Origin of the sequence: Emticicia sp. (assembly GCF_043780375.1) — a bacterium.
In the GTDB taxonomy this organism is placed as follows: domain Bacteria; phylum Bacteroidota; class Bacteroidia; order Cytophagales; family Spirosomataceae; genus Emticicia.
The window spans coordinates 18,232-42,386 of record NZ_JAYWCU010000097.1 but is presented as its reverse complement, the minus strand read 5'-3'; the positions used below and the strand labels follow the sequence as shown (position 1 = coordinate 42,386).

Here is a 24,155-nt window from a genome sequence, read left to right as displayed (position 1 = left end):
AAAATCAATTACCCATTAAATGTTGTACATAAAAGAAAATCGGCATTGCCGCAAAGCCAATTGGAATTGCAATAGCAAAAACCCAAGTTCCGATGAACTTAACCAAAGGGGTATATTTTGGGTGATTCCAACCTAATGTTTGGAATGAACTTTGAAAACCATGATATAAATGATATCCCACGGCAAACATTCCTAAAATATAAAGAATTACCAACAAAGGATTTTGAAATGAAACCCCTACCTCCTTATATAAATCTTTCAAGATAACTGTATGTGTACCAGCCGCTTGGTTGCTCATTTCGACCATTTTCACTTCTTGTGTGTAAGTGCTTGGCATTTGCTCGGTTATAATTACACCTGTATTTATATTTTCAGTATATTGAGCATAAGGAAGTGGCTCATTATGAAATTTGTACCAGAAATCACTCATGTGAACAACAATATAAACCAATAGAATTGTACCAAGAATAGCCATGTTGCGACTCGAAAATGACGATGAGTTATTTGAAACAGCATAACGTATTGGACGAGCCTTGCGGTTTTGAAATTCGAGGTAAAGTCCCCAAAAAGCATGAAATAGAATCAAAGCATAATTGACATAAGAAACCACTTTAATCAATGGAAACGTTGTCATAAATACAGCGTATTTATTAAACGCGTAACCACCGTCATCTTTAAAAAGTTGTAAGTTTCCAACGAGGTGTACTAATAGAAAAGTACAAAGAAATAGCCCTGTTAATGACATGAGAACTTTCTTCCCTATTGAGCTTGAAAATGTTTTTGTTAGCCAAGACATAGCCTTATTTACGAATTTTGATTGACAATTGAGAAATCTACGATTCCTTTGAAAAGTACAATTACTTTCAATCCTCAAAAGTAAGCCACAAACAATTTAGAATCAATAAAAATAAGGTACTTTTTTATTGATTAATGTTGTTTAATAAATCAAACTTCTTGTTTTGTAAAATTGTTTTCAAAAATTATGGTCATTTTTCACACAACAGCGTTGTTTTTTTCGTTTATATTTACAGAAAACCTAATCATTTGCTTATGAAAGCTTTGAAGTTTACAATATTTACTTTTATTATTAGTCTTTTGTCGTTATTCCACGCAAACGCTACCCACTTACGAGCAGGTGAAATCACTGCGAAGCGAATTTCAAATACAACTCTTACCTATCGTGTTACGCTCACGACTTATACCGACCAAATTAATGGCGTACAGGCAAACGAAGGGCAAAATTTTGTAAAATTTTACTTTGGTGTTACAGGCGTGCCTCTTTATGATGTAAAACGTAAGAAAAAATTTCTTATCAATGCCTCCACTATGTGTAATGTTTATGATACAACATTTACATTTCCTGCTCAAGGAAAATATACCATTACCTGTGCCATTACCAATCGCAATGCAAATACAGTAAACCTCCCTGGAAGAACAGACGAACTTAGCTTTTTTGTAGAAACCACAATTGTAGTAAATGGTGCATTGGGCTTAAATAATACACCTGTTTTGTTGAATATTCCTATTGATACGGCTGGTGTTGGTAAAAGATTTATTCATAATCCAGGTGCTTTTGATGCTGACGGTGATAGTTTGGCTTACAGACTGACGACTCCAAAACGAGATTTTGGCGAAGGTTCGGGTTTGGGTGAATTTATTACTGGTTATAAAGATCCCGCTTCGTTGGGACAGCCACTCTTGACCGAAGATGGTTCGGGAGCATCTGTTTTTAAAATTGACCCCATTACAGGAGATTTGATTTGGGACGCTCCTGGAAAGTTTACAACACCTCAATATCAAATAAATGTGGCATTTATTGTGGAAGAATGGCGAAAGGGATTTGATGGAAAATATGCAAAAATCGGAGAAATTACGAGGGATATGCAAATTATTGTTGTAGAAACACCTAATAATAGACCCTTATTGACTGTGCCAAATCAGATTTGTGTGGAAGCTGGACAAAAAGTTGAGTTTAAAGTTTCTGCCAGAGATAAAGACAATAGTAACCTAAAAATAACAACTAATAGTGGTGTTTATAACCGTGATGCCAGCGGAGTAAATACCAGCTATGTATTTCCGCTCGAAGCTAAGTTTACACCTCTTAATCAAACACAAAAAAGCCCCGCCGAAGGTACTTTTACTTGGGAAACTAATTGTAAACATGTGCGAGAACAGGCGTATGATGTTTTGTTTAAAGTAGAAGACTTTCCTGGGCGTTTTGCTGTGCAACTGACTGATACCAAGACCGTTAAGATAAAAGTAATTCCGCCAAGACCTCGTGGTTTAATTGCCAAAAATACTGAAAGAGGAACCGAATTGCGTTGGCAGCTATACCCCGATTGTAATATTCAGAAAGCTGAGATTGTAGTTTATCGCAAAGAAGGGTGTTCAAATTATATTCCTTCGCAGTGTGAACTGGGCTTACCTGCTTCGTTGGGCTTTGTTGAAGTGGCACGGGTTTCAGTAAAAGACACGTTTTTTCTTGATACCAAAACTCAAAATGGCAAGATTTACAGTTATAGTATTGTAGCAAGTTTGGCAAGTTCTGACTTTGTCTCGATTCCGAGCGTGCCTTCTAACGAGGCGTGTGTTGGTAGCGAATTACCTCAACTTGCCCCTGTAATGACCAATGTAAGCATTGATAAAACAGATATACAAAATGGTCAAATTACCGTAAAATGGACTCGCCCGCTGAATTTTGATTCAACAAATTTCAAAGGACCTTATCAGTATAAACTTTATCGAGCAACGGGTATTAGTGGTGGCGTTTTTCAACTTATAACTTCAATTAGTACAAAAGTTAACAAGCTTGCCGATACTATTTTTGTCGATAAAGCTTTAAATACTTTTCAAAATGGTTATACTTACAAAGTAGCTTTTTTGTATGAAGGAGAGAAGATTTTAGCAGAAAGCCAAGCAGCCAGTAGTGTGAGACTTACAGCAGTTTCGGATGCTCAAAAAGTAAAATTAAGTTGGCAAGCTAATGTACCTTGGAATAATGATAATCGTAAACATAGAATTTATAGAGAGGTTAAAAATAAACCAGGTACATTTAATTTGATAGCCGAAGTTGGTGTTCAAGCAGTAAATACTTATGTTTATTTTGACGATGGTCTTGACCGTTTTCCTGATGATGGAACAAACACGATTCAGTTGATAATAGATTCGACTTACTGCTATAAAGTTGAAACTGTGGGTGCTTATTTGAAGCTGCCACAATTGGGACTTCTAAATAATTTCTCACAAGTATCGTGTGGATCACCGATTGACAATACGCCACCCTGTCCACCAAATTTCACTTCTGAGGAAATCGACTGTCAGAATCTCGACCGAAAAGCCATTTGTGAGGCAAGTAGTCTCTCGAACAAATTCAAATGGAGTACGCCACTGAGTACGGCAGGAATTATTTGCCGAAAAGATATTTCCAAATACAATATTTATTACGCTCGCTACAAAGACGAAAAGCCAAAATTACTGGCAAGTGTGCCATCAACTGAAACCTCTTACACACACGTACGACCTTTGCAAGATGGTTTTGCAGGATGTTATTACATTACGGCGGTCAATCTCTTAAATATCGAAAGTGCCCCAAGCAATATTATATGTAAGGATAATTGTCCGACTGTTGAGCTACCAAACGTTTTTACGCCAAATGGTGATGGTAAAAATGACACATTTTCGCCTTTAACTTGTACTGCTTTCATTCAGACCATAAGTATTGAAATATATAATAGGAATGGAACGAAAGTATATGAAGCAAGTGGAAATAATTTGAATTGGGATGGAAAATCAACTAATGGAATCGAACTTCCGTCTGGTACGTACTATTATTTAGCGAAAGTGCTGATTCAGCGTTTAGACAAAAATGATGAGACGCCAAGCACTATTAAAGGTTGGATTGAGCTGATACGTTAGCGATTCCGAGCGAACTTTTAATTATATGGTTATTTTCAAGCCAAAAACCTTACCTTTGCACCTCAATTTTTGGTATAGTTTTTGAACATTGATTCAAAAACACCAAAATTTCGAGTCCAATGAAAACTATATTGAATTTACCAATGAATATTTTACGTAGTATTTTTAGCGTTATTAGTCAGTTTTTTAGTAATATTTTCGGTGCGATTAGTCAGTTTTTTGCTTTTATTCGTAAGCAAATTGTAGCCTTGATTAATTCTTTCAAACGACCAATGGCTACTTCTATCAATTCGATGAGAGGCTTTGTTATTTCTCTTTTGGCTGGACTTTTTGTTGCTATCATTGCTGTTGGCGTTCAGCCTTTTGGACTTTCAAACTTTAGCCATGAATCAAAAACACTTTATTTGGTTGGTTTTGGCCTAGTAGCTTTTATAGGAATGCTGATTGCAAAGTTTGTTTTACCACAATTCTTAAAAGGTTTCTACGATAACCAAGATTGGACAATTGCCCGACAAGTGATTCATCTGTCAGTTGTAATGTGTATTATAGGTTCATTGTTTATCGCTTATAGCAACTACTTTAGTATCTCAAATTTTACATTTATTGATGTTTTGAAAGTATTAGTCATTTGTATTATTCCTGCGGTTGTGGTTACTTTTATTCAGCAAAATTTATTTCACACGCAATTTTCTACAGCAGCCGATAAAATCAATTCTCATCTAAATTCTTTAAATTTACCTGCTTCTAAGCAAATATTGCCTGTTTTGGTTTTTGGTGAAAACGGACAAAAATTGAGCCTTTTACCAAACCAATTGATTTATGCTGAAACCTCAAAAAACTCGACAGATTTTTATTGGCAAAACTTAATGGGTTTTGAAAAAACAACTGTTCAAACCTCTTTGGCAAATGTAGAAAAAGAACTTTCGGCTCACCCGCAGTTTGTACGTTTGCACCAAAATTTTGTAGTAAATATGCGAGGAATTCAGGAGGTAGAAGGCAATGCTCGTGGCTATCGTTTACGTATTGCTCGCAAAAATCAAGCAATTCCTGTTTCGTGGAAGTTTCATAAGAAATTAGAAAAAATTGGAAAATAGTCGTTTCACATTAAATACAAAAAAAGCAGCCTTAAAGAATCATCTTTAGGCTGCTTTTTTTATTCAAGTTTAATATAAACTTTCACATCTCAGCTACCTTTCTACCTGTTTGCATAGTAGCGTTGAGCGATGGATATGCCAAATAATCGCCACAACGATAAAGATTTTCACTTAATTTCGATAGTTTTTCTAATGTTAATTAATTTTCAGTTTTGGGGAGATTTCTTATGTCTTCCAAATCTTTAGGGCGACCAACCGCCTGCTTGTTTTTAATTAAGTCTGGTAAACTAATAACATTGATTGAAACACCCTCAGTTTCAAAAACAAATTTATTTTTGAAACATTCATCAAAAGTTACTCCGAGAGTTTCTGTCAAAAGTTCTATTTTTCCATCATAGCGGTCAAGTGAAATGCAGACATTAGGCTGTGTGAAGTCCGATTGCTCAAAATCATAAGGGCCATAACCAAATTTTAGCATGACCATAAGTAATTTGTCAGCATTTTGAATTGTAGGGTTAATTAGAAAGTCAACATCAGCGGTGGTGCGAACATAACCATGCACAATTACAGCATAACCACCCAAAAGAACATACTCCACCTCATGCTCATTTAGCAATTGGATGAAACTTAGATATTCGTCCTTCATAATAAAGAGGCTTATTTTTAGGATTTGAATAATAGAATTTTTCAGCTCTTTCAATCAGTATTTTTGCTGCTTGAAGGCGTTGCTCTGGTGTTTTTTGCAACCAAAATTCTAAGTCATTTGTAGGAACATCCTGCCACGATTTGTATTTTTTAATTACTAAATCCATTTTAGAATATGTTTATTTTCACAAATCTAATAAAAAAATCACCGAAATAAGTTCTACATCTCAGTTATCATCTCAGCTACCTTTCTACCTGTTTGCATAGCAGCGTTGAGCGATGGATATGCCAAATAATCGCCACAACGGTAAAGATTATCATTCAATTTCAATGCTTGATTTGGCATTCCTGCTCGATATTGCACCAACGATTCGGGAATATGATAAGTTTTAAGATGTTGCCAAACATTTACTTGAGCTCCAAACCAATCAAACAATTCTCTTTTGATTCGGCTCGTCAGCCTATGTTCATCAACTTTTTCTAAACCTTGTGTACTGACCGAAATCAACGATTTGCCTGAAGTACTATATGTTGGTGAAATATCGCTTGGCACGCATAAGTTATGCACTACTCCTCTACGATTGGGGTTCAATGCAATAAACTTTTGTCCTCGCAATGGCGAAGATTCTGCCGAAAAATAAGTACAGGTTGTCGTATTATAAACTCGCTTGGTAGTTTCGCCCAAAAGATTATCAGTTGTATGCGGGTTAGTTGCCAACACTATTTTATTGGCTGTAAGAATTTCACCCCCTTCCAAAAAAATTTGATTATTTTCAATGCCTCTCACCCGGGCATTTAGACGAATCTTTACGCCTGAAATCTTTTCTGCAATTTGGTCAGGAATTGCCTGTATTCCCTCCGCAGGAATAGCTGTATCGCCTCTAAAAAATTGCTTAAATGTAAATTGAAAGAAATTACTCGATGTAACTAAATCATTTTCAAGAAAAACACCTCCAAAAAAGGGTTTGAAAAAATTAGCAATCATCTTATCGCTCCAACCATAATTTTTCAAGAATGTCAATGTATCAGTAGCCTCCATCTGAAAAAACTCTTCGTCAGGAATTTCGGCTAAATCATTAGCAAACTTTCTAATTTTTAATTTATCACTCAATGAACCCACCGACGAAAAAGCCATTGTGAAATAAGCCATTTTTTTTCGGAAAGGATTCTCCATTTTCATAAAACCATTTTCAGCTTTTATTAACGAACCCGAATCAAAATATTTTAAACGTAAATCGCTGTAATTTAGCGTTTTACGAGCTTCTGGATAATTTGTTAGCAGAACCTGAAAACCTCTATCAAGTATAAAACCGTCTACTTTATCAGTCTTTACTCGCCCTCCGAGTGCATCCGAACCCTCTAAAAGTATGAAGCTGCATCCTTTTTCATTGAGATATTTGGCACAAGTTAGTCCCGAAATACCCCCACCGATGATAACTGTTGAAAAATCATTCATAAACTTTTATGGAAGGTTTGACGTTTTTAAATTAAAAGTTTTGAAAATTCGATTTTAAAGCCCTATTTTGTCATTTAGCGATAAGCCATAGTCTTTATACAATATACTTTTTTAGTTATTACAGCAAATTTGCTTTTCAACAAAAGAAGCCTAACGATTATTGCTACATCAACGGTCTGATCATAGCTTAAAGCTAAAGAATACACAAATATACACGCTTTTACAAACAAACAGTACAAATAGAAATTTACAATTAGCGAATGAATTACGAAATAAAACAAGAGGGAGAATTCAAATACATTGACGAGGGTCAAGGTGATACTTTACTCATTTTACATGGTCTTTTTGGGGCTTTGAGCAATTTTGATGATGTAATTGAAGGCTTTAAGCATCGTTGCAGAATCGTTATTCCTGTGATGCCTATTTATGATATGCCCATGCGAGAGGCAAGTTTGGAAGGTTTACAGGCATTTATTGAAAGATTTGTGGCATTTAAGCAATTAGATGACATTATTATTTTGGGAAATTCTTTGGGCGGTCATGTTGGCTTACTTTATACGCTTGCTCATCAAGAAAGCATCAAAGCACTGATTTTGACAGGTAGTTCGGGGCTTTTTGAAAATACAATGGGCGGCTCTTTTCCTAAACGTGGTAATTATGAGTATATCAAAGAGCGTGTAAGTTATACTTTTTATGACCCAAATACGGCTACTAAAGAATTAATTGACGAATGTTTTGAGATTACTTCAAGTATTCCAAAATGTATGAATATTGTTCAGATTGCAAAATCGGCTCAACGACATAATATTGCAAAAGAGATTCGGAACATCAAAGTACAAACTTGCTTGATTTGGGGCTTAAATGACACCATTACACCACCTCATGTTGGTTTTGAATTTAATCGTTTAATACAAAATTCGGAGTTATATTTTATTGACAAATGCTGTCACGCACCCATGATGGAACGTCCTGCGGAATTTAATGTTTATCTTGAAAACTTTCTTGATAAAGTTCAAGCAGAAGTGGAGGCTTAATACGTTGTTATTATTAAAACTATATTAACAAAAATGACGACCGCTGAAATTATCAACCATGAATTGCCGATTTTGAAACTTTCTGACACCGTTGGAAATGCTTTAAATTGGATGGAAGAAAACCGAATTGTGCAATTGGTAGTTGCTAATAATGGCAAATACGCTGGCATTGTAAGCGAAGAAACGTTGATGAATTATGATGAAAATTTGCAGTTAATAGACGTGATGTTACAATTTTCTGAAATATATCTATTTGATTATCAGCATATCTATGAATCTTTAGGAGTCATTTCCAAATACCATTTAGACATACTTGGGGTTGTTGACGAAGAACTAAACTTTGTTGGAACAATTACCGCCACTGATATATATAGTAAGTTTGCTGAACTTTTGGGCAGCCAAGACCCTGGTGCGGTTTTAGTTGTATCGCTCAAAAGTAGAGATTATTCACTTGCCGAAATTAGTCGTTTGATAGAATCAGACAATGCAAAAATTACGAGTAGTTATTTTTCAGGAAGTAACTATGCTAACGATGATTCGGCAAGACTAACGCTTAAAATTAATCGAGAAAATATCACTTCTATTATTGCTACTCTCGAACGCTTCGGGTATATCGTAGAGGCGAGCTACGCCCACGAACCCATTGAAAGCCTCGAACAAGAACGCTACGACATGCTAATGCGGTATTTGAGTGTCTAAGTTTTGGCAGTATGACTCGGATTCTTCTTTAAAGTTCTGACTATCAACAACAAACTTATCGCCGTCAAGATAGCTGCTGCCATAAATGATGCTCCGGGGAAATAAATTGGTGCATCTTTTGCCGTAAATTTATAAAAAAGTGAAGTCATCAAAATCGGACCAATGATTGCTGCCACACTATTCAAACTTGTAAGCGAGCCTTGCAACTCTCCTTGTTCATTGGCAGGAACTTGTGACGAAATAATTCCCTGCATAGCTGGGCCAGCCAAACCACCCAACGAAAAAGGAACCATGATTGCGTACATCATCCAGCCTTGGTTAGCAAAAGCGTAAGCAAACGAACCTAAAATTGAAAAAGTAAAACCCGCATAAATTGAATTTTTAGTACCTAATTTTGGAATCAAAATTCGAGTAAGTCCGCCCTGCACCAAAGCAATCATAAATCCGATAAAGGTCAATGACCATCCAATTTCTTTATTAGACCAATTGAATCTTTCTTTTGTGAAATAAGACCAAGTACCTTGCGTAGAAAAATTAGAAATATAAACCAAAAATAAAGCCGATACCAACCCAATTAACATTGGGAAACGACGAAGGTTCAATAAAGCTCCCACTGGATTAGCCCTTTTCCAATCAAATTTTCGTCGATTTTCGGGTTTTAATGATTCTGGAAGTACGAAATATCCATAGCAAAAGTTACACAAAGTTAATACTCCCGACACTATAAATGGAACTCTTGTGCCAAAATCACTTGCGATTCCCCCGATAATTGGCCCAATGATAAAACCTAAACCAAACGCTGCACCAATCATTCCAAAGTTTTGAGCCCTTTTTTCGGGTGTACTAATATCTGCCATATAAGCAGCTGCGGTTGTGAAACTTGCTCCCATTACTCCCGCAATCAGACGGCCAATAAATAACCAAGTAATTGTCGGGGCAAAAACCAAGAAGAGATAATCTATTCCAAAGCCGAAAAGTGATGCTAAAAGTATGGGTCTTCGACCAAATTGGTCGCTCAAACCTCCTACAATTGGTGAAAAAACAAATTGCATTACCGAGTAGGCTGCAAACAAAAACCCGCCATAACGAGCAGCTCCACTGACATCGGTATGAGCTAATTCTGAAATAAGTGAAGGCATTATAGGAATAATTATTCCAAAACCAATTGAGTCAATCAATACTGTAATTAAGACAAAAATTGTTGCTGCACTACGTTTTTCTACCATTATTGATGATTTTAAAAATCTATTTTTTATGTTTTAAACTTAGAAAACTACACCTTAGCCTCTTCATTTTTTTTCTTTTTCTTCTTTAAAGAAAAAAACACTATACCAGCTCCCCAAAGTAAAACTGAAAGAATTGAGATATAAGTACCCTCTCGAACATAGGGTGGTTCAAATTTTAGTTCAATTTTATGATTTCCTTTTTCTAATAGAATACCCATTAAACCAGCATCTACTTTTTCGATGTTTGCTACTTTCCCGTCAACCATTGCAGACCAACCTTTATCATGTGGAATTGCAAGAAAAAGCACCTTTGATACATCAAGTTGAATATCGCCTTTAATCAGGTTTGGAAAAAACTCCTTTATTTGTAACGTATCTTGTTTTGCTTTATCTATCCATGTTTTTAGTGCTTCAATCGTAATGCCTTGTGGTGGTAAATTTACTGAAGTAATTTCTTTAAAGCCTTTTAATTTTGCTTGAAAATCTTTATTTATCGCCATTGATTGTAATAAAATTACCTGCCGACTTACTGAATCAAGTTTTTCGAAATTATCTTCCGAAATATAAGTATCAAAAGTAATTCCTAAAGGCAATGTATCTTTCAGCTTCAAAACTCTCACCTCGCCAAAAGTTGCAACCGAATCCATGTTCATTCCTTGATTCGCAGCAAAGGCATCAGGATTTTTAGAGAGGTAATATTTTACTCCACACAACCGCTGAAGTAACGGTGAACTTATTAAACCAACAATCCATCGAGAAGCTGTTTCATCCTTAGGGTTCAACAATTTAACACTTCTCATAAATCGCACATAATTGAGCTGATTAAATGATTGATAAGTACGAGAACCATAATAACCCTGTACTTTTGCATCATTCATACTTCCATGTATGGCTGTTCCCGACGTAAAATCTTTTTCTATTCTATAAAAAGGAGAAGGGTCTGCCTTTTTTAGATATGCAATAGCATCTAAAGTAGCATCTCTAAATCCATTACTTGCTTCATTCATTTCTTGTTTTGTTGCTCTACTCCTTTTATTAACTGTTGTATTATTTGAAAAGAAAATCATTTCTCCAATACAAACTAACAACAAAGCAACAATTCCAACACTTAGCAATATTTTTTTTGAAATCAAGTACATGATTCCTGCATAAGTAATAACTAAAAGAGCAGCAGTTTTTTGCAACGATTTATTGATGTTTTCGGCTGGAGCAAATGCAAAAAGTATAATCAACACAAGAACTACTGTTGCTAAAAGTGTCAATAAACCAACTTTTTTCTCTTCAATAATGCTTTGAATAGCTCTTATGTTCAAATATAGCAGGGCTAATAAAGTAAACAACCCTAATGTTCGGTAATAGTCTCCTGTAAAAAGCCAAAAAGTATACCTGAAATATGGAAATAACATTACCCAGAAACATAATCCTAACAAAATACCATAGATAATTTTTGATTTCCGATTTCCAAAATAAAATACTTGTGGTACAGTAACCAAACTCAATAGACCACAGTAAAACATTGGGGCTTCCATATAATTATTCCAACCTCTAAAAGTTTCGGCATTTCCAATCATATTAGTTGAAAACAATCGCATAAAATGGGTACTTCTCTGTACTGAATCTGCCAAACCTAAAATTGGCTGTGATAACAATTGATTGGTATAAGCAAATTCTCCACTTCCACGAGGACTTTCAAACATTTGGAATACGTTGCTTCCAAACATGAAAGCCCCGATACCTACGCCTAAAACTGAAATAATTCCGATGGTTAGCAATCCTATAAACCATTTTCCAAAATTCCACCGTTGAATCTCATTAAAGCGAAGAGTATAATAAACAACAATCAAAATTGTGTAGAGATATAAATAAAATGGTAGGTGAATGGCTATCATTGCGATAGGAATTGGGATAAAATACCATTTCTTCTCGCTAATAAACTTTTCTAATGCAAATAATAGCAAAGCGGTATACACCACTTCTGTACCAAAAACAGACATTTGCCAAGTCGTTCCTAAAACCATATAACCACTAAAAGCATAAAGTAACCCACCTAACACTGCTAAAAATCCTTGTACTTTTAATGTACGGAGAAATAAGTAGAAAAATAATCCTGCCAAGATCAGTTCAAGTAAGAAACCATAAATGAGGTTATTAGCTATTTGCTCTTTTCCTCCTAAAATCAGTAAGAATGAAAAAGGGTCAAACCAATATGGGTGCATATTTTGTCCTAATCCCTGTTCGAAAGACCAACTTGGTGAACCATATTTTTCCCAGTAATCAGCTAAGTGATAAAATTTAGGGTAATCAAAATTATACGAATCGCTACCAATATCTTTGAATAAAAAGACATTCTTACCAAACAAAAAATCTTTATATAGAATAGAGGCTACTATAATGAGGATAATTGGTAAAATAACGATTCCATAGCGTTGAAAAAAAACTAAAAGGATATTTTCAGAAGTATCGGAAACATCAATAGTCGAAGGCCCTATTTTATTAGTTGATACAGATTGAAGCGGAACGTTGGATAAAGCTTTGTTCTTTTTCTTACTCATTGGTTTAGAAGATTAGAGAGTTGCAATTTAATTACAAGTTTTCAAATCTCATGCCATTTGTGAAAGTAAATAGCAAAAAAAAGAGCATCCTCTTTCGAGAACGCTCTTTTATATTTTCAGCTTAAAAATGATTAAGCTATGATTTCTGTTACTTGACCAGCACCTACAGTACGTCCACCTTCACGAATCGCAAAACGAAGACCTTTATCCATAGCAATTGCACTGATTAATTTTACCTCGATAGTGATATTATCACCTGGCATAACCATTTCTACTCCTTCTGGTAACGTGATTTCTCCTGTTACGTCAGTTGTACGGAAATAGAATTGAGGACGATATTTGTTAAAGAATGGTGTGTGACGACCACCTTCTTCTTTGCTCAATACATAAACCTCAGCTTTAAAATGAGCGTGTGGTTTTACCGAACCTGGCTTACAGATAACCATACCACGTTTGATATCGGCTTTCTCAATACCACGAAGCAATAACCCTACGTTATCACCAGCTTCACCACGGTCAAGGATTTTACGGAACATCTCAACACCAGTTACAACTGATTTTAAGTTTTCTGCACCCATACCCAAAATTTCAACACCTTCACTTGAGTTGATGATACCTGTTTCAATACGACCCGTAGCAACTGTACCACGACCTGTGATTGAGAACACGTCTTCAACTGGCATCAAGAAAGGCTTGTCAGTTGCACGTGGAGGAAGTGGAATAAAGCTATCCACAGCATCCATCAATTCTTCAATTTTTGTAACCCAAGCTGGCTCTCCATTCAAACCACCAAGTGCCGAACCTTGAATTACAGGAATCGCATCACCATCATATTTGTAGAATGACAATAATTCACGAATTTCCATTTCAACAAGTTCCAACAATTCTGGATCATCAACCATATCTACTTTGTTCATAAACACAACCAATTGAGGCACACCAACTTGGCGAGCTAAAAGGATATGTTCACGTGTTTGTGGCATTGGTCCATCAGTAGCAGCTACTACAAGAATAGCTCCGTCCATCTGAGCAGCACCCGTAACCATGTTTTTAACATAGTCAGCGTGACCCGGACAATCTACGTGAGCGTAGTGACGGTTTACAGTTGAATATTCTACGTGAGCTGTATTAATTGTAATACCACGCTCTTTTTCTTCAGGAGCATTATCGATTGACGAGAAATCTCTCTTCTCAGCCAAACCTTTTTCTGAAAGTACCTTTGTAATGGCAGCCGTCAAGGTTGTCTTACCGTGGTCAACGTGACCAATAGTTCCGATATTTACGTGAGGCTTACTACGGTCAAAATTCTCTTTTGCCATGATTGATAAAGTCTATTATTGTTGTTCTTGTATACTTATTTAAACTATTACTGTGATTTTAAAGATAAGAGCTTTGATTTAAAAAAACTCTTATATAAAACGAGCCTTCAAGCAGAATCGTATAGTGCGACTACCGTAGCTACACTACGGCTTCCGATCTCTTCCTTGACAAGGAAACTATATTTGCTTTAAGATTTTGAGCCTTCAAGCAGAATCGGACTGCCGACCTCTTCCTTACCAAGGAAGTGCTCTACCACTGAGCTATGAAGGCTTTCAAGCAGAGCAGTTTCAATTATGTTTGATAACTGCTCTACTTGTCCAAATGAGCGAAAGACGGGGCTCGAACCCGCCACCTATAGCTTGGAAGGCTATCGCTCTACCAAATGAGCTACTTTCGCATAAACTACTAAAATTATTTCAAAATAAAAGTGGGGGCGGATGGATTCGAACCACCGTAAGCGTAAGCTAGCAGATTTACAGTCTGCCCCATTTGGCCGCTCTGGTACACCCCCTTTTTGCGTTATTCTCTGTTCAAAAATTAGACTTTTCAATTGCCCTGTTTCTAAAAAGAGTTGCAAAATTATACCCTTTTTTTGGTTTGTCAAACACTTGACGAAAAAAAAATTTTTGAGCAACACTTTTACATGCTTTTTTAGGGCTAAAATAAAGGCCGATTTCAGGGTTTTGGTTATGTTTTGATGTACTATCAATGTCACTTCAAAATTACAGTTATATTGTATTTTTTTGCATTTTTAGCCTAAAATATTAGCCAAAGACTACAAAATAAACGCATTTTGATGATTTGTGGTATAGGTGTTTCAAGCGTTCAGCGTGAGAAATTGGAGTTTGTTTTTTTGTTATATATCCCTAATTTTTTATTTCTGTGCGAAGATAATATTTTATAAAAATAATGAATTCTTGAAATATTTAATGGTGTCGAGAACAAACATTGGCAAAATTTTATATTTCACTAGCAGTGTTTTATTTTGTTTGCCTTCAATGCTCCGATATTTGTAAGGCAACTGCTATGAACATTTTCGTAGTATTTCCAAATTTGTTTAATTAGCTTATATTCCTCTCATCTGTTAGAAAAACATATGGGCTATCTAAAAATCAGATAGCCCATATATTAAAATTTTCAACTTAACAATCTCATTATAATCTCAAACCAACACTCCATGCTTGCAAACCCTTCGCATTTACTTGATCAGATTTAAACATTTCACTTAAATCATATCTTAAAAAAAATGTTAAGCCTTTTCTTTTACCAAGTTCGGCAGTTAAACCATATCGAAAATCATTTAACCCAAAACTACCTTTCTGTTTTTCTTTCTTACTATCTTCATACTTTATTTTTCGATAGCTCCCTACTCGATAGCCAATGTATCCTCCCACACCTATTTTGAATTTTGATTCTTCAAAGCCAAAGTTGAGCATCATTGGAAAGTTCAATGTTGGAACAACTAACTTTGTTTTATTAAGATTTTGTCCAAAATTTTTGAAAACAACTTGCTTTCCTGACATTTCTACAACATTATTTTCTTCAAACATAAAATTATTCCAAGCGATTTCTGGACCATAAGTAAAAGCCAAATCTACTTGCTTTCCATTAATTAACGTGGCATTTTTTTGTAATGAAACTGCAAAATACCTTGAACCCCATGTATCGAGAGATGAACCACTTGTATTTCCTTTTGACCAATTGTTTAGTCCAATATATACACCAAAATCACTGCCCGAAAAGAAACGTCCTGAGCTTTTGGTTTTTTTCTTTTCATTCATATTACGATGGTCTTCTCTTTTTTCATCACGTGACCAATGGTCATTATCGGACTCGTTCCGTAATGTATCACGTCGCATTGTGCTTTCATTTGGCACTTTAGCTACAATTTTAATGCTACGTCCATCACGAGCGATTACTAAAATTGTATCTTGTTTTTCGCCATTACTTCCTGCCAAAATAATAGCCTTTTTCCTTTCAGAAGAATCTACACCGATACTTTTGAGCACATTATCGAGGTCGAGTATTTTTGGCAGATCAAAATCTCTTTTGCTTGATGTATATACGGTTATTCTTTTTTTAACTCCTTTGTCAGTAAACTCAACGATGGTCGTATCTGACTTGACATTTGCTTTTGCCGTAATACTACCAATAATCATCAGTAGCAAAATTATTTGAACTTTTCTCATTTTTTTCTTGCGTTTTTTATCCTTTCTAATCTCTTTTTTGAAGTCTTCCTACCCTTCTTTGTACAAAATCTCTTACATCTTCTCTTTCTTCTTTAAATAAGCTTTCATCAACTCTTACCAAAGCATCTTTTACGCCTATTTTTTTAAAATCTACTTTTTCGCCGTATTTAAAGTGCTTATACTCTCCATAAAGTTTGGCTATGAAAGACTTGGCATTTTCTTCTTTTTCAGCACCCAAACGCTTAACTTCTGCCAATGAGGTTTCTGAATCTTGATTAATTGCAGGAATCATCTCTCTTTCAATCTGTTCGGGTTCGAGAATAAGCACGATTGATTCATCAGTAATGTTTTTACTTACGTCAGTCGTTTGTATTCCCTTCGGTTCAATCTTTTCAATGATTGTTTTTTCAAAAATTGTATTAATAGCTACTGCATTTGGCTCTTCAGGCGAATCATCATCAATCAAATTCTCTAACACTTTTGGTTGATTTTCAAGTTTTGCTACGTTAGTTTCAAGGCTGATAATAGGGGATTTCAATGTATGCTTTGAAGCTTTTTTTTCTGATTGCTCAACATTGGTTTCAATTAATTTCTTTGTATTATTTTCCGATGCAACTAATTGACTATCAGTATTTTTGTTAATATTATACGGCTTATTATCTACCTTTTTTGGCATATCGGCACTTGCCAAAATTGTTTCATTTGACGTATTTTGTTGCGATAAAATTCCTATTGCCAAGGCCACAACGATTCCTGCAGCGGCAGCATAATAGCCCCAGTTTAGATTAGCTAAGAAAAAGCCACCTCTACGTTTATCTTGTTTTTCTGCCAAACGTACCTGAAATTTCTCAAAGGCTTTTTGCGAAGGTTCTTGTCGATGTTCTGCCAATTTTTTGGCAAAAAGGTCGTCAATTGGATGTTTTTTCATTTTAATTAGTATATTCATAACCCTTTTCCATTTATTAACCGAGGGCTTTTTGTTCTAACTTCATTACTTTGCTTTGTAACATTACTCTTGCTCTACTTAATTGTGATTTTGATGTTCCTTCGGAAATCCCAAGCATCTCGCCAATTTCTTGATGATTATAGCCTTCAATAGCATAAAGGTTAAAAACTGTTCGATAACCAACTGGTAATTCTTCAATTATTTTCATCAAATCGGCTGCTTCTAAATCGGTACTGAACGATGATTCATTAGGTTCTTCAACGGCATATTCTAAATCTACTATAATCATTTTTTTACTTCTGACATACATCAGGGCTTCATTTATCATGATTCGTCGCAGCCAACCTTCAAAACTTCCTTGAAACGTAAATTGGTCTATTTTGTCAAAAACTCTCATAAAACCATCAATCATTATATCTTCTGCTTCCATTTTATCACCTACGTAGCGAGTGCAGACTGCCAACATTTTCGACGAAAATTTTTCATAAAGTCGAGTTTGTGCTTTGGGGTCTTGTCGCTGTACGGCTTTTGCCAGGTCGTACTCGTTGCTAAATAAAGATAAAATTTTTGCCATAAAGTCTTGTGTTCAATAGCAAGATGCAAAAAATAAGTGATAGGGTTGCATTGGCGGAAGAAAAATAAAAAAAGTTTTTTTATAAAAAAACTTGGCAGTTTGGCATGAGTCTTGTACTTTTGCAACCCAGTATAGTAAAAAAAGTATGGTCCTGTGGCCGAGTGGCTAGGCTCAGCTCTGCAAAAGCTGCTACAGCGGTTCGAATCCGCTCGGGACCTCTCAAAAATGTTAAAAGCACCTCAAAAGGGTGCTTTTTGTGTGAAAACACTATAAAAAGTGCATTTCATTTAACATTTAATCACTACTTTTAACACTGTTTGTGATACCAGTTTGATACCGCTTTTTATTCTGACTACTTAGGGTATGTTTGTGCAACTAAACACAAACAAATCATGCAAGCAGAATACAAGGTAGTTTTCAATAGGAAAAAGAAGCTAAACAGTAAAGGAAAAGCACTCATCCAGATAGAGGTGTACTTAGATGGTAATCGTAAATATTTTAGCACAGATATTTATGTAACACCCCAAGAATGGAAACCTTCTCCTTTAAAAGCCAAATACATTTCTGATGCTTATAAAAATAAGTTGATTTTAGATAAGATTCAGGAATTAATAGGTTTTGAGCAAAAATGTCGATTTAATAATAATGGCAAGTTTTTATTGTCAGAATTCGATATTCTGAACCAACCAAAACCCATAAAACCAGTAGTTTTAACTTTTACCGAGTTCTACGCCCAACAACTTGAAATTGAAAAGAAAAACATTCAGTTTGTAACATGGCAACAGCAAAAAACAAACCTTGGTTTTTTGAAGGAATATTGTCCAGCAATAGCATTTGAAGACCTTACTTATGCTTTAATAGAAGGATATGACCAGTTTTTGAAAAGTAGAAAAGGTCGAGATGGTAATGGTATGAAGCTAAATTCGGTGGATAAACGCCATCGACAAATGAAGAAATATATTGCACTGGCTATCAATCATGGACATTTACCTTATGACCAAAATCCGTATTTAAAGTTTAAATCAAAAAAAGAAAGTGTAAATAAAGCATGGCTTTCCAACCAAGAGTGGGAAAGAGTTGAAAATCTAACATTTGATAGTCAATCAACCCCACTTATAGAGTTGGTAAGAGATATGTTTCTGTTTTCGACATATACTGGTTTAAGATACTCTGATGTTCATGCTTTGACAAAAAAGAGTTTTCAAACTACACCAGAAGGTTTAGAATTAGTAATTACTGCTAAAAAAACTAATAAACCTTTTAGATTACCACTTTATCACCTTTTTGATGGAAAACCACAGGAAATTGCCAATAAATATATAATGAGAGGTAAGGATAGATTATTTTATGGGATTACAAACCCTAAAGCGAACAAACTGATTAAAGAAATTGCCAAGCTTGCAAAAATAAATAAATACTTGACATTTCACTCTTCCAGACATACGTTTGCTACATATATGGTACAGAAAGTAGGGTTATTGTATGCTCAAAGTTTATTACAACATGGAGATATAAAATCCACGAGTGGGTATTTACATATTGATTTGTCGGAAATGTTTGACCGAATAAAAAATACTGATTGGAAAAAATAGATTAGACTATGGAAAATACTACTACTACAAAGCGAACTTATCAGAAACATAAGACAGGGTACACGATAGCTGTTAATTACAAGCTAAATAAAAGGTTAAAATCATTATCATTTTATAATCAAGATTGTTATCCATTATATATAGAAGTACGAGCAAAGGGTAAAATGAATTTTTTCCCAAGCAGATTAGGTATCATGTTGTCAGAAAAGGGTTTAAGTGATTTTAACAATTCTGAAATAGGAAAATTATTTATAAATCAAGAATGTAATAAAATAAAAAAATCCATTAGTGCTTTTTTTGAAGAAAATGATACTTTAACATTATCAAGCTGGTACGAAGTTTATTCAAAAGAAATTTTAAATAATTCTGTCCTTCATTATGCTAATATCTTATTTGCAAATCGTATAAATAGACTTATTGAAGAAAAAGCTACTGATAATGATGGAAAAAATTATTTTAAAGGTTTGAACGAACACTTTAAAAATAATTCTGAAGATTATGGATTTTTAATAGAATTGTTTTCTTTCTTGGGATTTCCAAATTTAGTAGGTCTGAATGAGTTCAGGATTTTATCACGAATAGTTGTCGAAAACTCAATGGGATTAGAATTCGATTTTAATCTGATTGGCTCTATTACAGGCTTTTTTACAATACAAGATATTCAAGATGGTTTTTATGAAAAATTAATCAATGATTATTATCAAAATAGTTTTGACCCATCTAAAATGCTCAAAAAAGATGTCATAAATTATCTCAATAAATTCAAGAATGAATTAGAAATTTTAGAAATTAAATAAAAAATAATTGTTAATTATTTTTTATCAAACATTTTTGTTTTACATTTGTGTATCATTGAATTATCAATTTTATTAAAACACAAATCCAATGCAAAAAGCATTATTATTTACTCCAACAAACCAACCAGATTTCACTCAAGTAATTCTCAAAGAATTATCAGAAATCAAAACATTATTAGAGCATTCTAATATCAATACTACCAAAAAGTACCTCCAACCTACTAATGAATTTCTTCGACCGAAAGAAGTATGTTCCATTTTCGGTATCTCCAGAACAAAATTTGATAATCTCAAGCGTGGGGGTGTCTTTCCGTTTAAAAAAATTGGGAAAGATGTAGTGGTTCTTCGCAGCGACCTCGATAAGTTCTTCTCCGCTCCTCAATCTAATTTCTGATTTAAGCATAAAAAAAGCCGTCAACTTGGCGGTCAGACGGCTTTTTTATGACTTTTAATTTCATAAACACGGAACAAAGATATGGAAAATTGTGAAATTCTAAATGCTATTTTAGAAGATGTCAAAAAAATCAATTTTAGGGAAAAAGCTGGCTACGCATTCATCAATGATGAAAATAAGAAACTTTTTGAAAAACATTATCTTATATGTGTTGTAGAAGAAATTCAAAGTGTTGCAAAGAATAAAGGCTATGCACTCTGCAAACATAATGGATATATATATTTGAATAATGGAGCTTATTGGAGTTTGGTTGAAGAAGATAATTTCCAGACATTTTTAGGAAAGGCATCTGAAAAAATGGGAGTATCAATGTTTGATGCTCGTTTTTTTAGATTTCAGGAAAACTTATTTAAGCAATTCCTAAGCTCATGCACGCTATCCAACTCAAATAGAAAAACAAATGCTGTTTTGATAAATTTGCAAAATGGCACATTTGAAATAACTAAAGGAAAAAGAGAACTGCGGGACTTCAATGAAGATGATTTTCTTACATATCAATTACCTTTTGAATATCAGCCACAAGCATTAGCACCCATATTTAAAAGCTATTTAGATAAGGTATTACCCAATATTACTCTTCAAAATATACTTGCAGAATACATTGGATATGTATTTATAAAAAATTTGAAACTTGAAAAAGTGCTACTACTTTACGGTTCAGGTGCAAATGGAAAGTCTGTTTTCTTTGAAATCATTAATGCCATACTCGGAGAACAGAATATCTCAAACTTTTCTCTACAAAGCCTAAATGACCCATCATATAGAGCTAAAATAGCTACTAAATTACTAAATTATGGTAGTGAGATAAAAGGATGCTTAGAAAGTAACATTTTCAAACAAATAGCTTCAGGAGAAAAGGTAGAAGCTAAAGCATTGTATAAAGACCCTTTCATAATGTCTGATTACGCAAAATTACTATTTAACTGCAATGAACTACCCAAAGACGTAGAACACAATGAAGCATTTTTTAGAAGGTTTATAATTATTCCATTTGAAGTAACAATTCCTTATGAAGAAAGGGATGTTGATTTACCTAAGAAAATAATTGAAAAAGAGCTTTCAGGAGTATTCAATTGGATAATGAAGGGTTTAGAAAGAGTCTTGGAACAAAAAAAGTTTTCACATAGCCAAATAGTTGATAGGTATATTGAAACTTATAAGAAAGAGTCTGATAGCATTGCTTTATTTATTGATGAAGAAGGATATAAAGTCCATCACGAAAAAAATATTTTACTCTCAAACCTTTACCAAAGCTATCGCTTCTACAGTTCACAATCAGGATTCAATTCTGTAAACTTGAAGAACTTCAAAGTCAGACTGCAAAATTTAAAATTCAACATTGAAAGAAAAGAGCAAGGCAACTGTGTCTATTTGGAAAAAACGATTTAAAGTCCGCAGGTGAAAATAAAAAAAATAATTAAGATAATTATCTACATTATTTACAGGAATTACAGCCTTAGTCAATCAAGCTGAATGTAGATAATGTAAATAATGTAGCTTTTAATAAAACAATATTTTTTTCCATTCTGCCCAACAAAGAAAAAGAAATGGTCAATCAGAATAAATTACAGGCTCTCAAGCAAATTTCAATCGTAGCCTATTTGGATGCGAGAGGTATTAGTTATCATACAAAACGAGGCAATACACTGCTTTATTCTTCTCCTTTTCGGGGAGACTCTACGCCTTCATTTTATGTCTATCTCAATGATAACAAATACCATGACTTTGGTTCGGGCGAAAGTGGTGGGGATATAATTCAATTAGCTACAAAGTTTAACGAAGGCAGCTTCACAAAGGCTATCACAGAGCTTGAAAACATGAACTTAGGCATTACCCCTGTCTTTTCTTTTGCTGGGCAAACAGAGACCATTTCTGAAAGCGTAGTTGAAATAATAGACGAGAAACCTTTGCAGCATAAGGCATTGCTAAATTATTTGCAATCTCGGTCAATAGAGGTATCATTGGCCAGACTATACCTAAAAGAAGTAACTTATGAAGTCAAGGGTAAGCGATGGTTTGGGATAGGATTTCAGAATGACTTAGGAGGTTATGAAATTCGTAATCGTATTAACGAAATTGATATTAAGACTTCTACAAAACCTAAAACTATTCGGACTATTGAGGTTTCGGATTCAAAAAGTATCAATGTATTTGAAGGTTTCTTCGATTTTCTTTCTGCTCTCTCCTACTTTCAGTTATCGAAACCTAATCATTCGACCATCATTCTCAATACTTTGAGCCTATTGCCGAAAACCATTCCTACTTTATCAGCGTATAAGCGGGTAAATTGCTTTTTTGATAATGATGAAGCTGGAAAAAAGGCATTTCAGAAATGTAAAGAAGCAAACTTAAGTGTATCTGACAGGTCTGAAATCTACACCGATTTCAAGGATTTCAACGAATTCCACCAACAAAACATGAAATCAGTTGAAATCTCTTGATTTCGTGTAAAATCATTTGATTTCACATGAAATCATTTCTTTTCTCTTCTATCATCCGATTTCTTAAATGAATACACAGGTATTTGATAAAAATCATAGATTTCAGCTCGAAATCGGTTGAAATCCAACACGAAATCGAAAACGAAATCATAGTTTAACTTTATTAAATCGAAATCATGGTACAAATTGGATGTAAAGTAACCCCAGAATTATTTGAAGTTTTACAAAGTGAGTGGCAAAGTAATAATGACTCATTCCCAACATTTGCTGATTATCTACGAAGTATGATTGTTGCGAGGAATAAAAGTCCACAATTATTAACTGCCGACAACCAAATCAATCAAGTTGAAAAGAATCAATACGAAGTTCTTCTTAAACCTATGTTTGAAAAAGTAAAAGGTTCGTATCTGTCTTTTAAATCAATTGATGGTATAGTTAAAGAATTTGCCATTGAAAAACCAATTGATATTCTTAATGCTCTTCTCAAAACCAATAAATTTATCTAATCATGCACGAAATTCAGCAAATCGGAGTCTTGACGTTTTCAAGGCAAAAAAATCACGCTCGTTGGGTAGCGATTTTACTTTTACTAATACTTATTTTCTTTTTGTTATTCGCTGCTTTTGGTGAAGTCAAGCCAAATAAAACGCTTAACACTCCAAAAACATCAAAGCCAATTAGTAATCCAACAAAAAAAGTATAAAATCATACTTTTCTTCTAAGCCTTAAAATGAAGTTATCTACCCATTTTAAGGCTTTTTTGTTTTTGTAGCTTACACAGCTAAATAAATCCATCTTGTTTCTCGTACAATTCTTGCTTAGAATTGTACTTTTACAGAAAAAACAAACTACTGAGTTGTAGAAAGTTATTATTATTTTCCCGAATCCTAATGGCAATTAAAAAATCTGAGTTGTATAGCTCTCTATGGGCTGGCTGTGATGAACTTCGTGGTAGTATGGATGCAAACCAATACAAAGATTATGTATTGGTTTTGTTGTTTATGAAATATGTTTCTGACAAAGGCTGTGCTTTGGTTGATATTTCAGAAGGTGGAAAGTCCATCGCTTGACGCAACGTATTAAGGAGCTTTCCGAACGCTACAAAACGACTTTACCTATCTTGTCAGACGAAGTAAGTGCATTGGAACAATGAGTAAAAGTACATTTAGAAAAGATGGGATTTTAATACTTTTTTTGTCGCACATATTTGTTATATTTGCG

22 protein-coding genes and 4 tRNA genes are annotated in these 24,155 nt (G+C 34.4%); 13 read left to right on the top strand and 13 right to left on the bottom strand.

Annotated elements, in window-relative coordinates; translation table 11 throughout:
- Positions 1-4: 4 nt before the first annotated feature.
- A complete protein-coding gene (locus tag ACH2CJ_RS07325) occupies positions 5-796 on the bottom strand; it encodes a succinate dehydrogenase cytochrome b subunit (RefSeq protein ID WP_394991685.1) in 792 nt (263 codons plus the stop codon).
- 254 nt (positions 797-1,050) lie between these two features.
- Here ACH2CJ_RS07325 and ACH2CJ_RS07320 point away from each other — a divergent pair, with 254 nt between their 5' ends.
- A complete protein-coding gene (locus tag ACH2CJ_RS07320) occupies positions 1,051-3,915 on the top strand; it encodes a gliding motility-associated C-terminal domain-containing protein (protein ID WP_394991683.1) in 2,865 nt (954 codons plus the stop codon).
- A 119-nt stretch (positions 3,916-4,034) separates the two neighbouring features.
- Positions 4,035-5,009 carry a LytTR family transcriptional regulator DNA-binding domain-containing protein gene (locus tag ACH2CJ_RS07315; protein WP_394991681.1) on the top strand — a complete coding sequence of 325 codons (975 nt, stop codon included), beginning with the start codon at positions 4,035-4,037 and terminating at the stop codon, positions 5,007-5,009.
- A gap of 199 nt (positions 5,010-5,208) precedes the next feature.
- Here the strand turns inward: ACH2CJ_RS07315 and ACH2CJ_RS07310 are convergent, their stop codons facing one another.
- The 3 genes from ACH2CJ_RS07310 to ACH2CJ_RS07300 are packed head-to-tail and all read right to left on the bottom strand — an operon-like array spanning position 5,209 to position 7,110.
- Complete coding sequence (locus ACH2CJ_RS07310; RefSeq protein ID WP_394991679.1) at positions 5,209-5,655, bottom strand: nucleotidyltransferase; 447 nt, start codon at positions 5,653-5,655, stop codon at positions 5,209-5,211.
- On the bottom strand, positions 5,615-5,821 hold the full coding sequence (locus ACH2CJ_RS07305; RefSeq protein ID WP_394991677.1) for a hypothetical protein: 207 nt from the start codon (positions 5,819-5,821) through the stop codon (positions 5,615-5,617). Before ACH2CJ_RS07305 ends, ACH2CJ_RS07310 begins: the two co-directional genes overlap by 41 nt.
- 53 nt (positions 5,822-5,874) lie before the next feature.
- Positions 5,875-7,110, bottom strand: a complete 1,236-nt coding sequence (locus ACH2CJ_RS07300; protein ID WP_394991676.1) for a protoporphyrinogen/coproporphyrinogen oxidase — start codon at positions 7,108-7,110, stop codon at positions 5,875-5,877.
- Between the two features lie 260 nt (positions 7,111-7,370).
- Here ACH2CJ_RS07300 and ACH2CJ_RS07295 point away from each other — a divergent pair, with 260 nt between their 5' ends.
- Both ACH2CJ_RS07295 and ACH2CJ_RS07290 read left to right on the top strand, forming a co-directional pair.
- Positions 7,371-8,144, top strand: a complete 774-nt coding sequence (locus ACH2CJ_RS07295) for an alpha/beta fold hydrolase (RefSeq protein WP_394991674.1) — start codon at positions 7,371-7,373, stop codon at positions 8,142-8,144.
- Between the two features lie 33 nt (positions 8,145-8,177).
- Positions 8,178-8,843, top strand: a complete 666-nt coding sequence (locus tag ACH2CJ_RS07290) for a CBS domain-containing protein (protein ID WP_394991673.1) — start codon at positions 8,178-8,180, stop codon at positions 8,841-8,843.
- Here the strand turns inward: ACH2CJ_RS07290 and ACH2CJ_RS07285 are convergent.
- The 9 genes from ACH2CJ_RS07285 to ACH2CJ_RS07245 all read right to left on the bottom strand — a co-directional run bounded on the left by ACH2CJ_RS07285 (position 8,840) and on the right by ACH2CJ_RS07245 (position 17,650).
- Complete coding sequence (locus ACH2CJ_RS07285; RefSeq protein ID WP_394991671.1) at positions 8,840-10,069, bottom strand: TCR/Tet family MFS transporter; 1,230 nt, start codon at positions 10,067-10,069, stop codon at positions 8,840-8,842. The two genes, ACH2CJ_RS07290 and ACH2CJ_RS07285, sit on opposite strands and share 4 nt — an antisense overlap.
- A 47-nt stretch (positions 10,070-10,116) precedes the next feature.
- Positions 10,117-12,621 (bottom strand): YfhO family protein, encoded by a 2,505-nt coding sequence (locus tag ACH2CJ_RS07280; RefSeq protein WP_394991670.1) that lies wholly within the window; start codon positions 12,619-12,621, stop codon positions 10,117-10,119.
- 131 nt (positions 12,622-12,752) lie between these two features.
- Complete coding sequence (gene tuf, locus ACH2CJ_RS07275; protein ID WP_394991668.1) at positions 12,753-13,940, bottom strand: elongation factor Tu; 1,188 nt, start codon at positions 13,938-13,940, stop codon at positions 12,753-12,755.
- A 199-nt stretch (positions 13,941-14,139) separates the two neighbouring features.
- Positions 14,140-14,211 (bottom strand) — tRNA-Thr (locus ACH2CJ_RS07270).
- 54 nt (positions 14,212-14,265) lie between these two features.
- A tRNA-Gly gene (locus ACH2CJ_RS07265) sits at positions 14,266-14,338 on the bottom strand.
- 31 nt (positions 14,339-14,369) lie between these two features.
- Positions 14,370-14,452 (bottom strand) — tRNA-Tyr (locus ACH2CJ_RS07260).
- A 643-nt stretch (positions 14,453-15,095) separates the two neighbouring features.
- Positions 15,096-16,130 (bottom strand): hypothetical protein, encoded by a 1,035-nt coding sequence (locus ACH2CJ_RS07255; protein WP_394991666.1) that lies wholly within the window; start codon positions 16,128-16,130, stop codon positions 15,096-15,098.
- A gap of 25 nt (positions 16,131-16,155) precedes the next feature.
- Positions 16,156-17,058 carry a hypothetical protein gene (locus ACH2CJ_RS07250; protein ID WP_394991664.1) on the bottom strand — a complete coding sequence of 301 codons (903 nt, stop codon included), beginning with the start codon at positions 17,056-17,058 and terminating at the stop codon, positions 16,156-16,158.
- A 34-nt stretch (positions 17,059-17,092) separates the two neighbouring features.
- Positions 17,093-17,650 (bottom strand): RNA polymerase sigma factor, encoded by a 558-nt coding sequence (locus ACH2CJ_RS07245; protein ID WP_394991662.1) that lies wholly within the window; start codon positions 17,648-17,650, stop codon positions 17,093-17,095.
- 147 nt (positions 17,651-17,797) lie between these two features.
- On the opposite strand from ACH2CJ_RS07245, the gene ACH2CJ_RS07240 reads away from it, so the two are divergent.
- The 9 genes from ACH2CJ_RS07240 (at position 17,798) to ACH2CJ_RS07200 (ending at position 24,004) form a co-directional block, all read left to right on the top strand.
- A tRNA-Cys gene (locus ACH2CJ_RS07240) sits at positions 17,798-17,868 on the top strand.
- Positions 17,869-18,042: 174 nt separating this feature from the next.
- Positions 18,043-19,242, top strand: a complete 1,200-nt coding sequence (locus tag ACH2CJ_RS07235) for a site-specific integrase (RefSeq protein WP_394991661.1) — start codon at positions 18,043-18,045, stop codon at positions 19,240-19,242.
- An 8-nt stretch (positions 19,243-19,250) separates the two neighbouring features.
- Complete coding sequence (locus tag ACH2CJ_RS07230) at positions 19,251-20,039, top strand: hypothetical protein (protein ID WP_394991659.1); 789 nt, start codon at positions 19,251-19,253, stop codon at positions 20,037-20,039.
- Between the two features lie 88 nt (positions 20,040-20,127).
- Positions 20,128-20,433: a helix-turn-helix domain-containing protein gene (locus tag ACH2CJ_RS07225; protein WP_394991658.1), complete on the top strand. Its 306-nt coding sequence runs from the start codon at positions 20,128-20,130 to the stop codon at positions 20,431-20,433.
- A gap of 81 nt (positions 20,434-20,514) precedes the next feature.
- Positions 20,515-21,882, top strand: a complete 1,368-nt coding sequence (locus ACH2CJ_RS07220; RefSeq protein WP_394991656.1) for a phage/plasmid primase, P4 family — start codon at positions 20,515-20,517, stop codon at positions 21,880-21,882.
- Positions 21,883-22,040: 158 nt separating this feature from the next.
- Entirely contained in the window at positions 22,041-22,934 is an 894-nt protein-coding gene (locus tag ACH2CJ_RS07215; protein WP_394991654.1) for a toprim domain-containing protein, read from the top strand.
- A gap of 176 nt (positions 22,935-23,110) precedes the next feature.
- Positions 23,111-23,440 carry a hypothetical protein gene (locus ACH2CJ_RS07210; protein ID WP_394991652.1) on the top strand — a complete coding sequence of 110 codons (330 nt, stop codon included), beginning with the start codon at positions 23,111-23,113 and terminating at the stop codon, positions 23,438-23,440.
- A gap of 2 nt (positions 23,441-23,442) precedes the next feature.
- Positions 23,443-23,637, top strand: coding sequence for a hypothetical protein (locus tag ACH2CJ_RS07205; protein ID WP_394991650.1), 195 nt, complete (start codon positions 23,443-23,445; stop codon positions 23,635-23,637).
- A 187-nt stretch (positions 23,638-23,824) separates the two neighbouring features.
- On the top strand, positions 23,825-24,004 hold the full coding sequence (locus ACH2CJ_RS07200; RefSeq protein WP_394991648.1) for a type I restriction-modification system subunit M N-terminal domain-containing protein: 180 nt from the start codon (positions 23,825-23,827) through the stop codon (positions 24,002-24,004).
- The last annotated feature ends 151 nt before the right edge of the window (positions 24,005-24,155 follow it).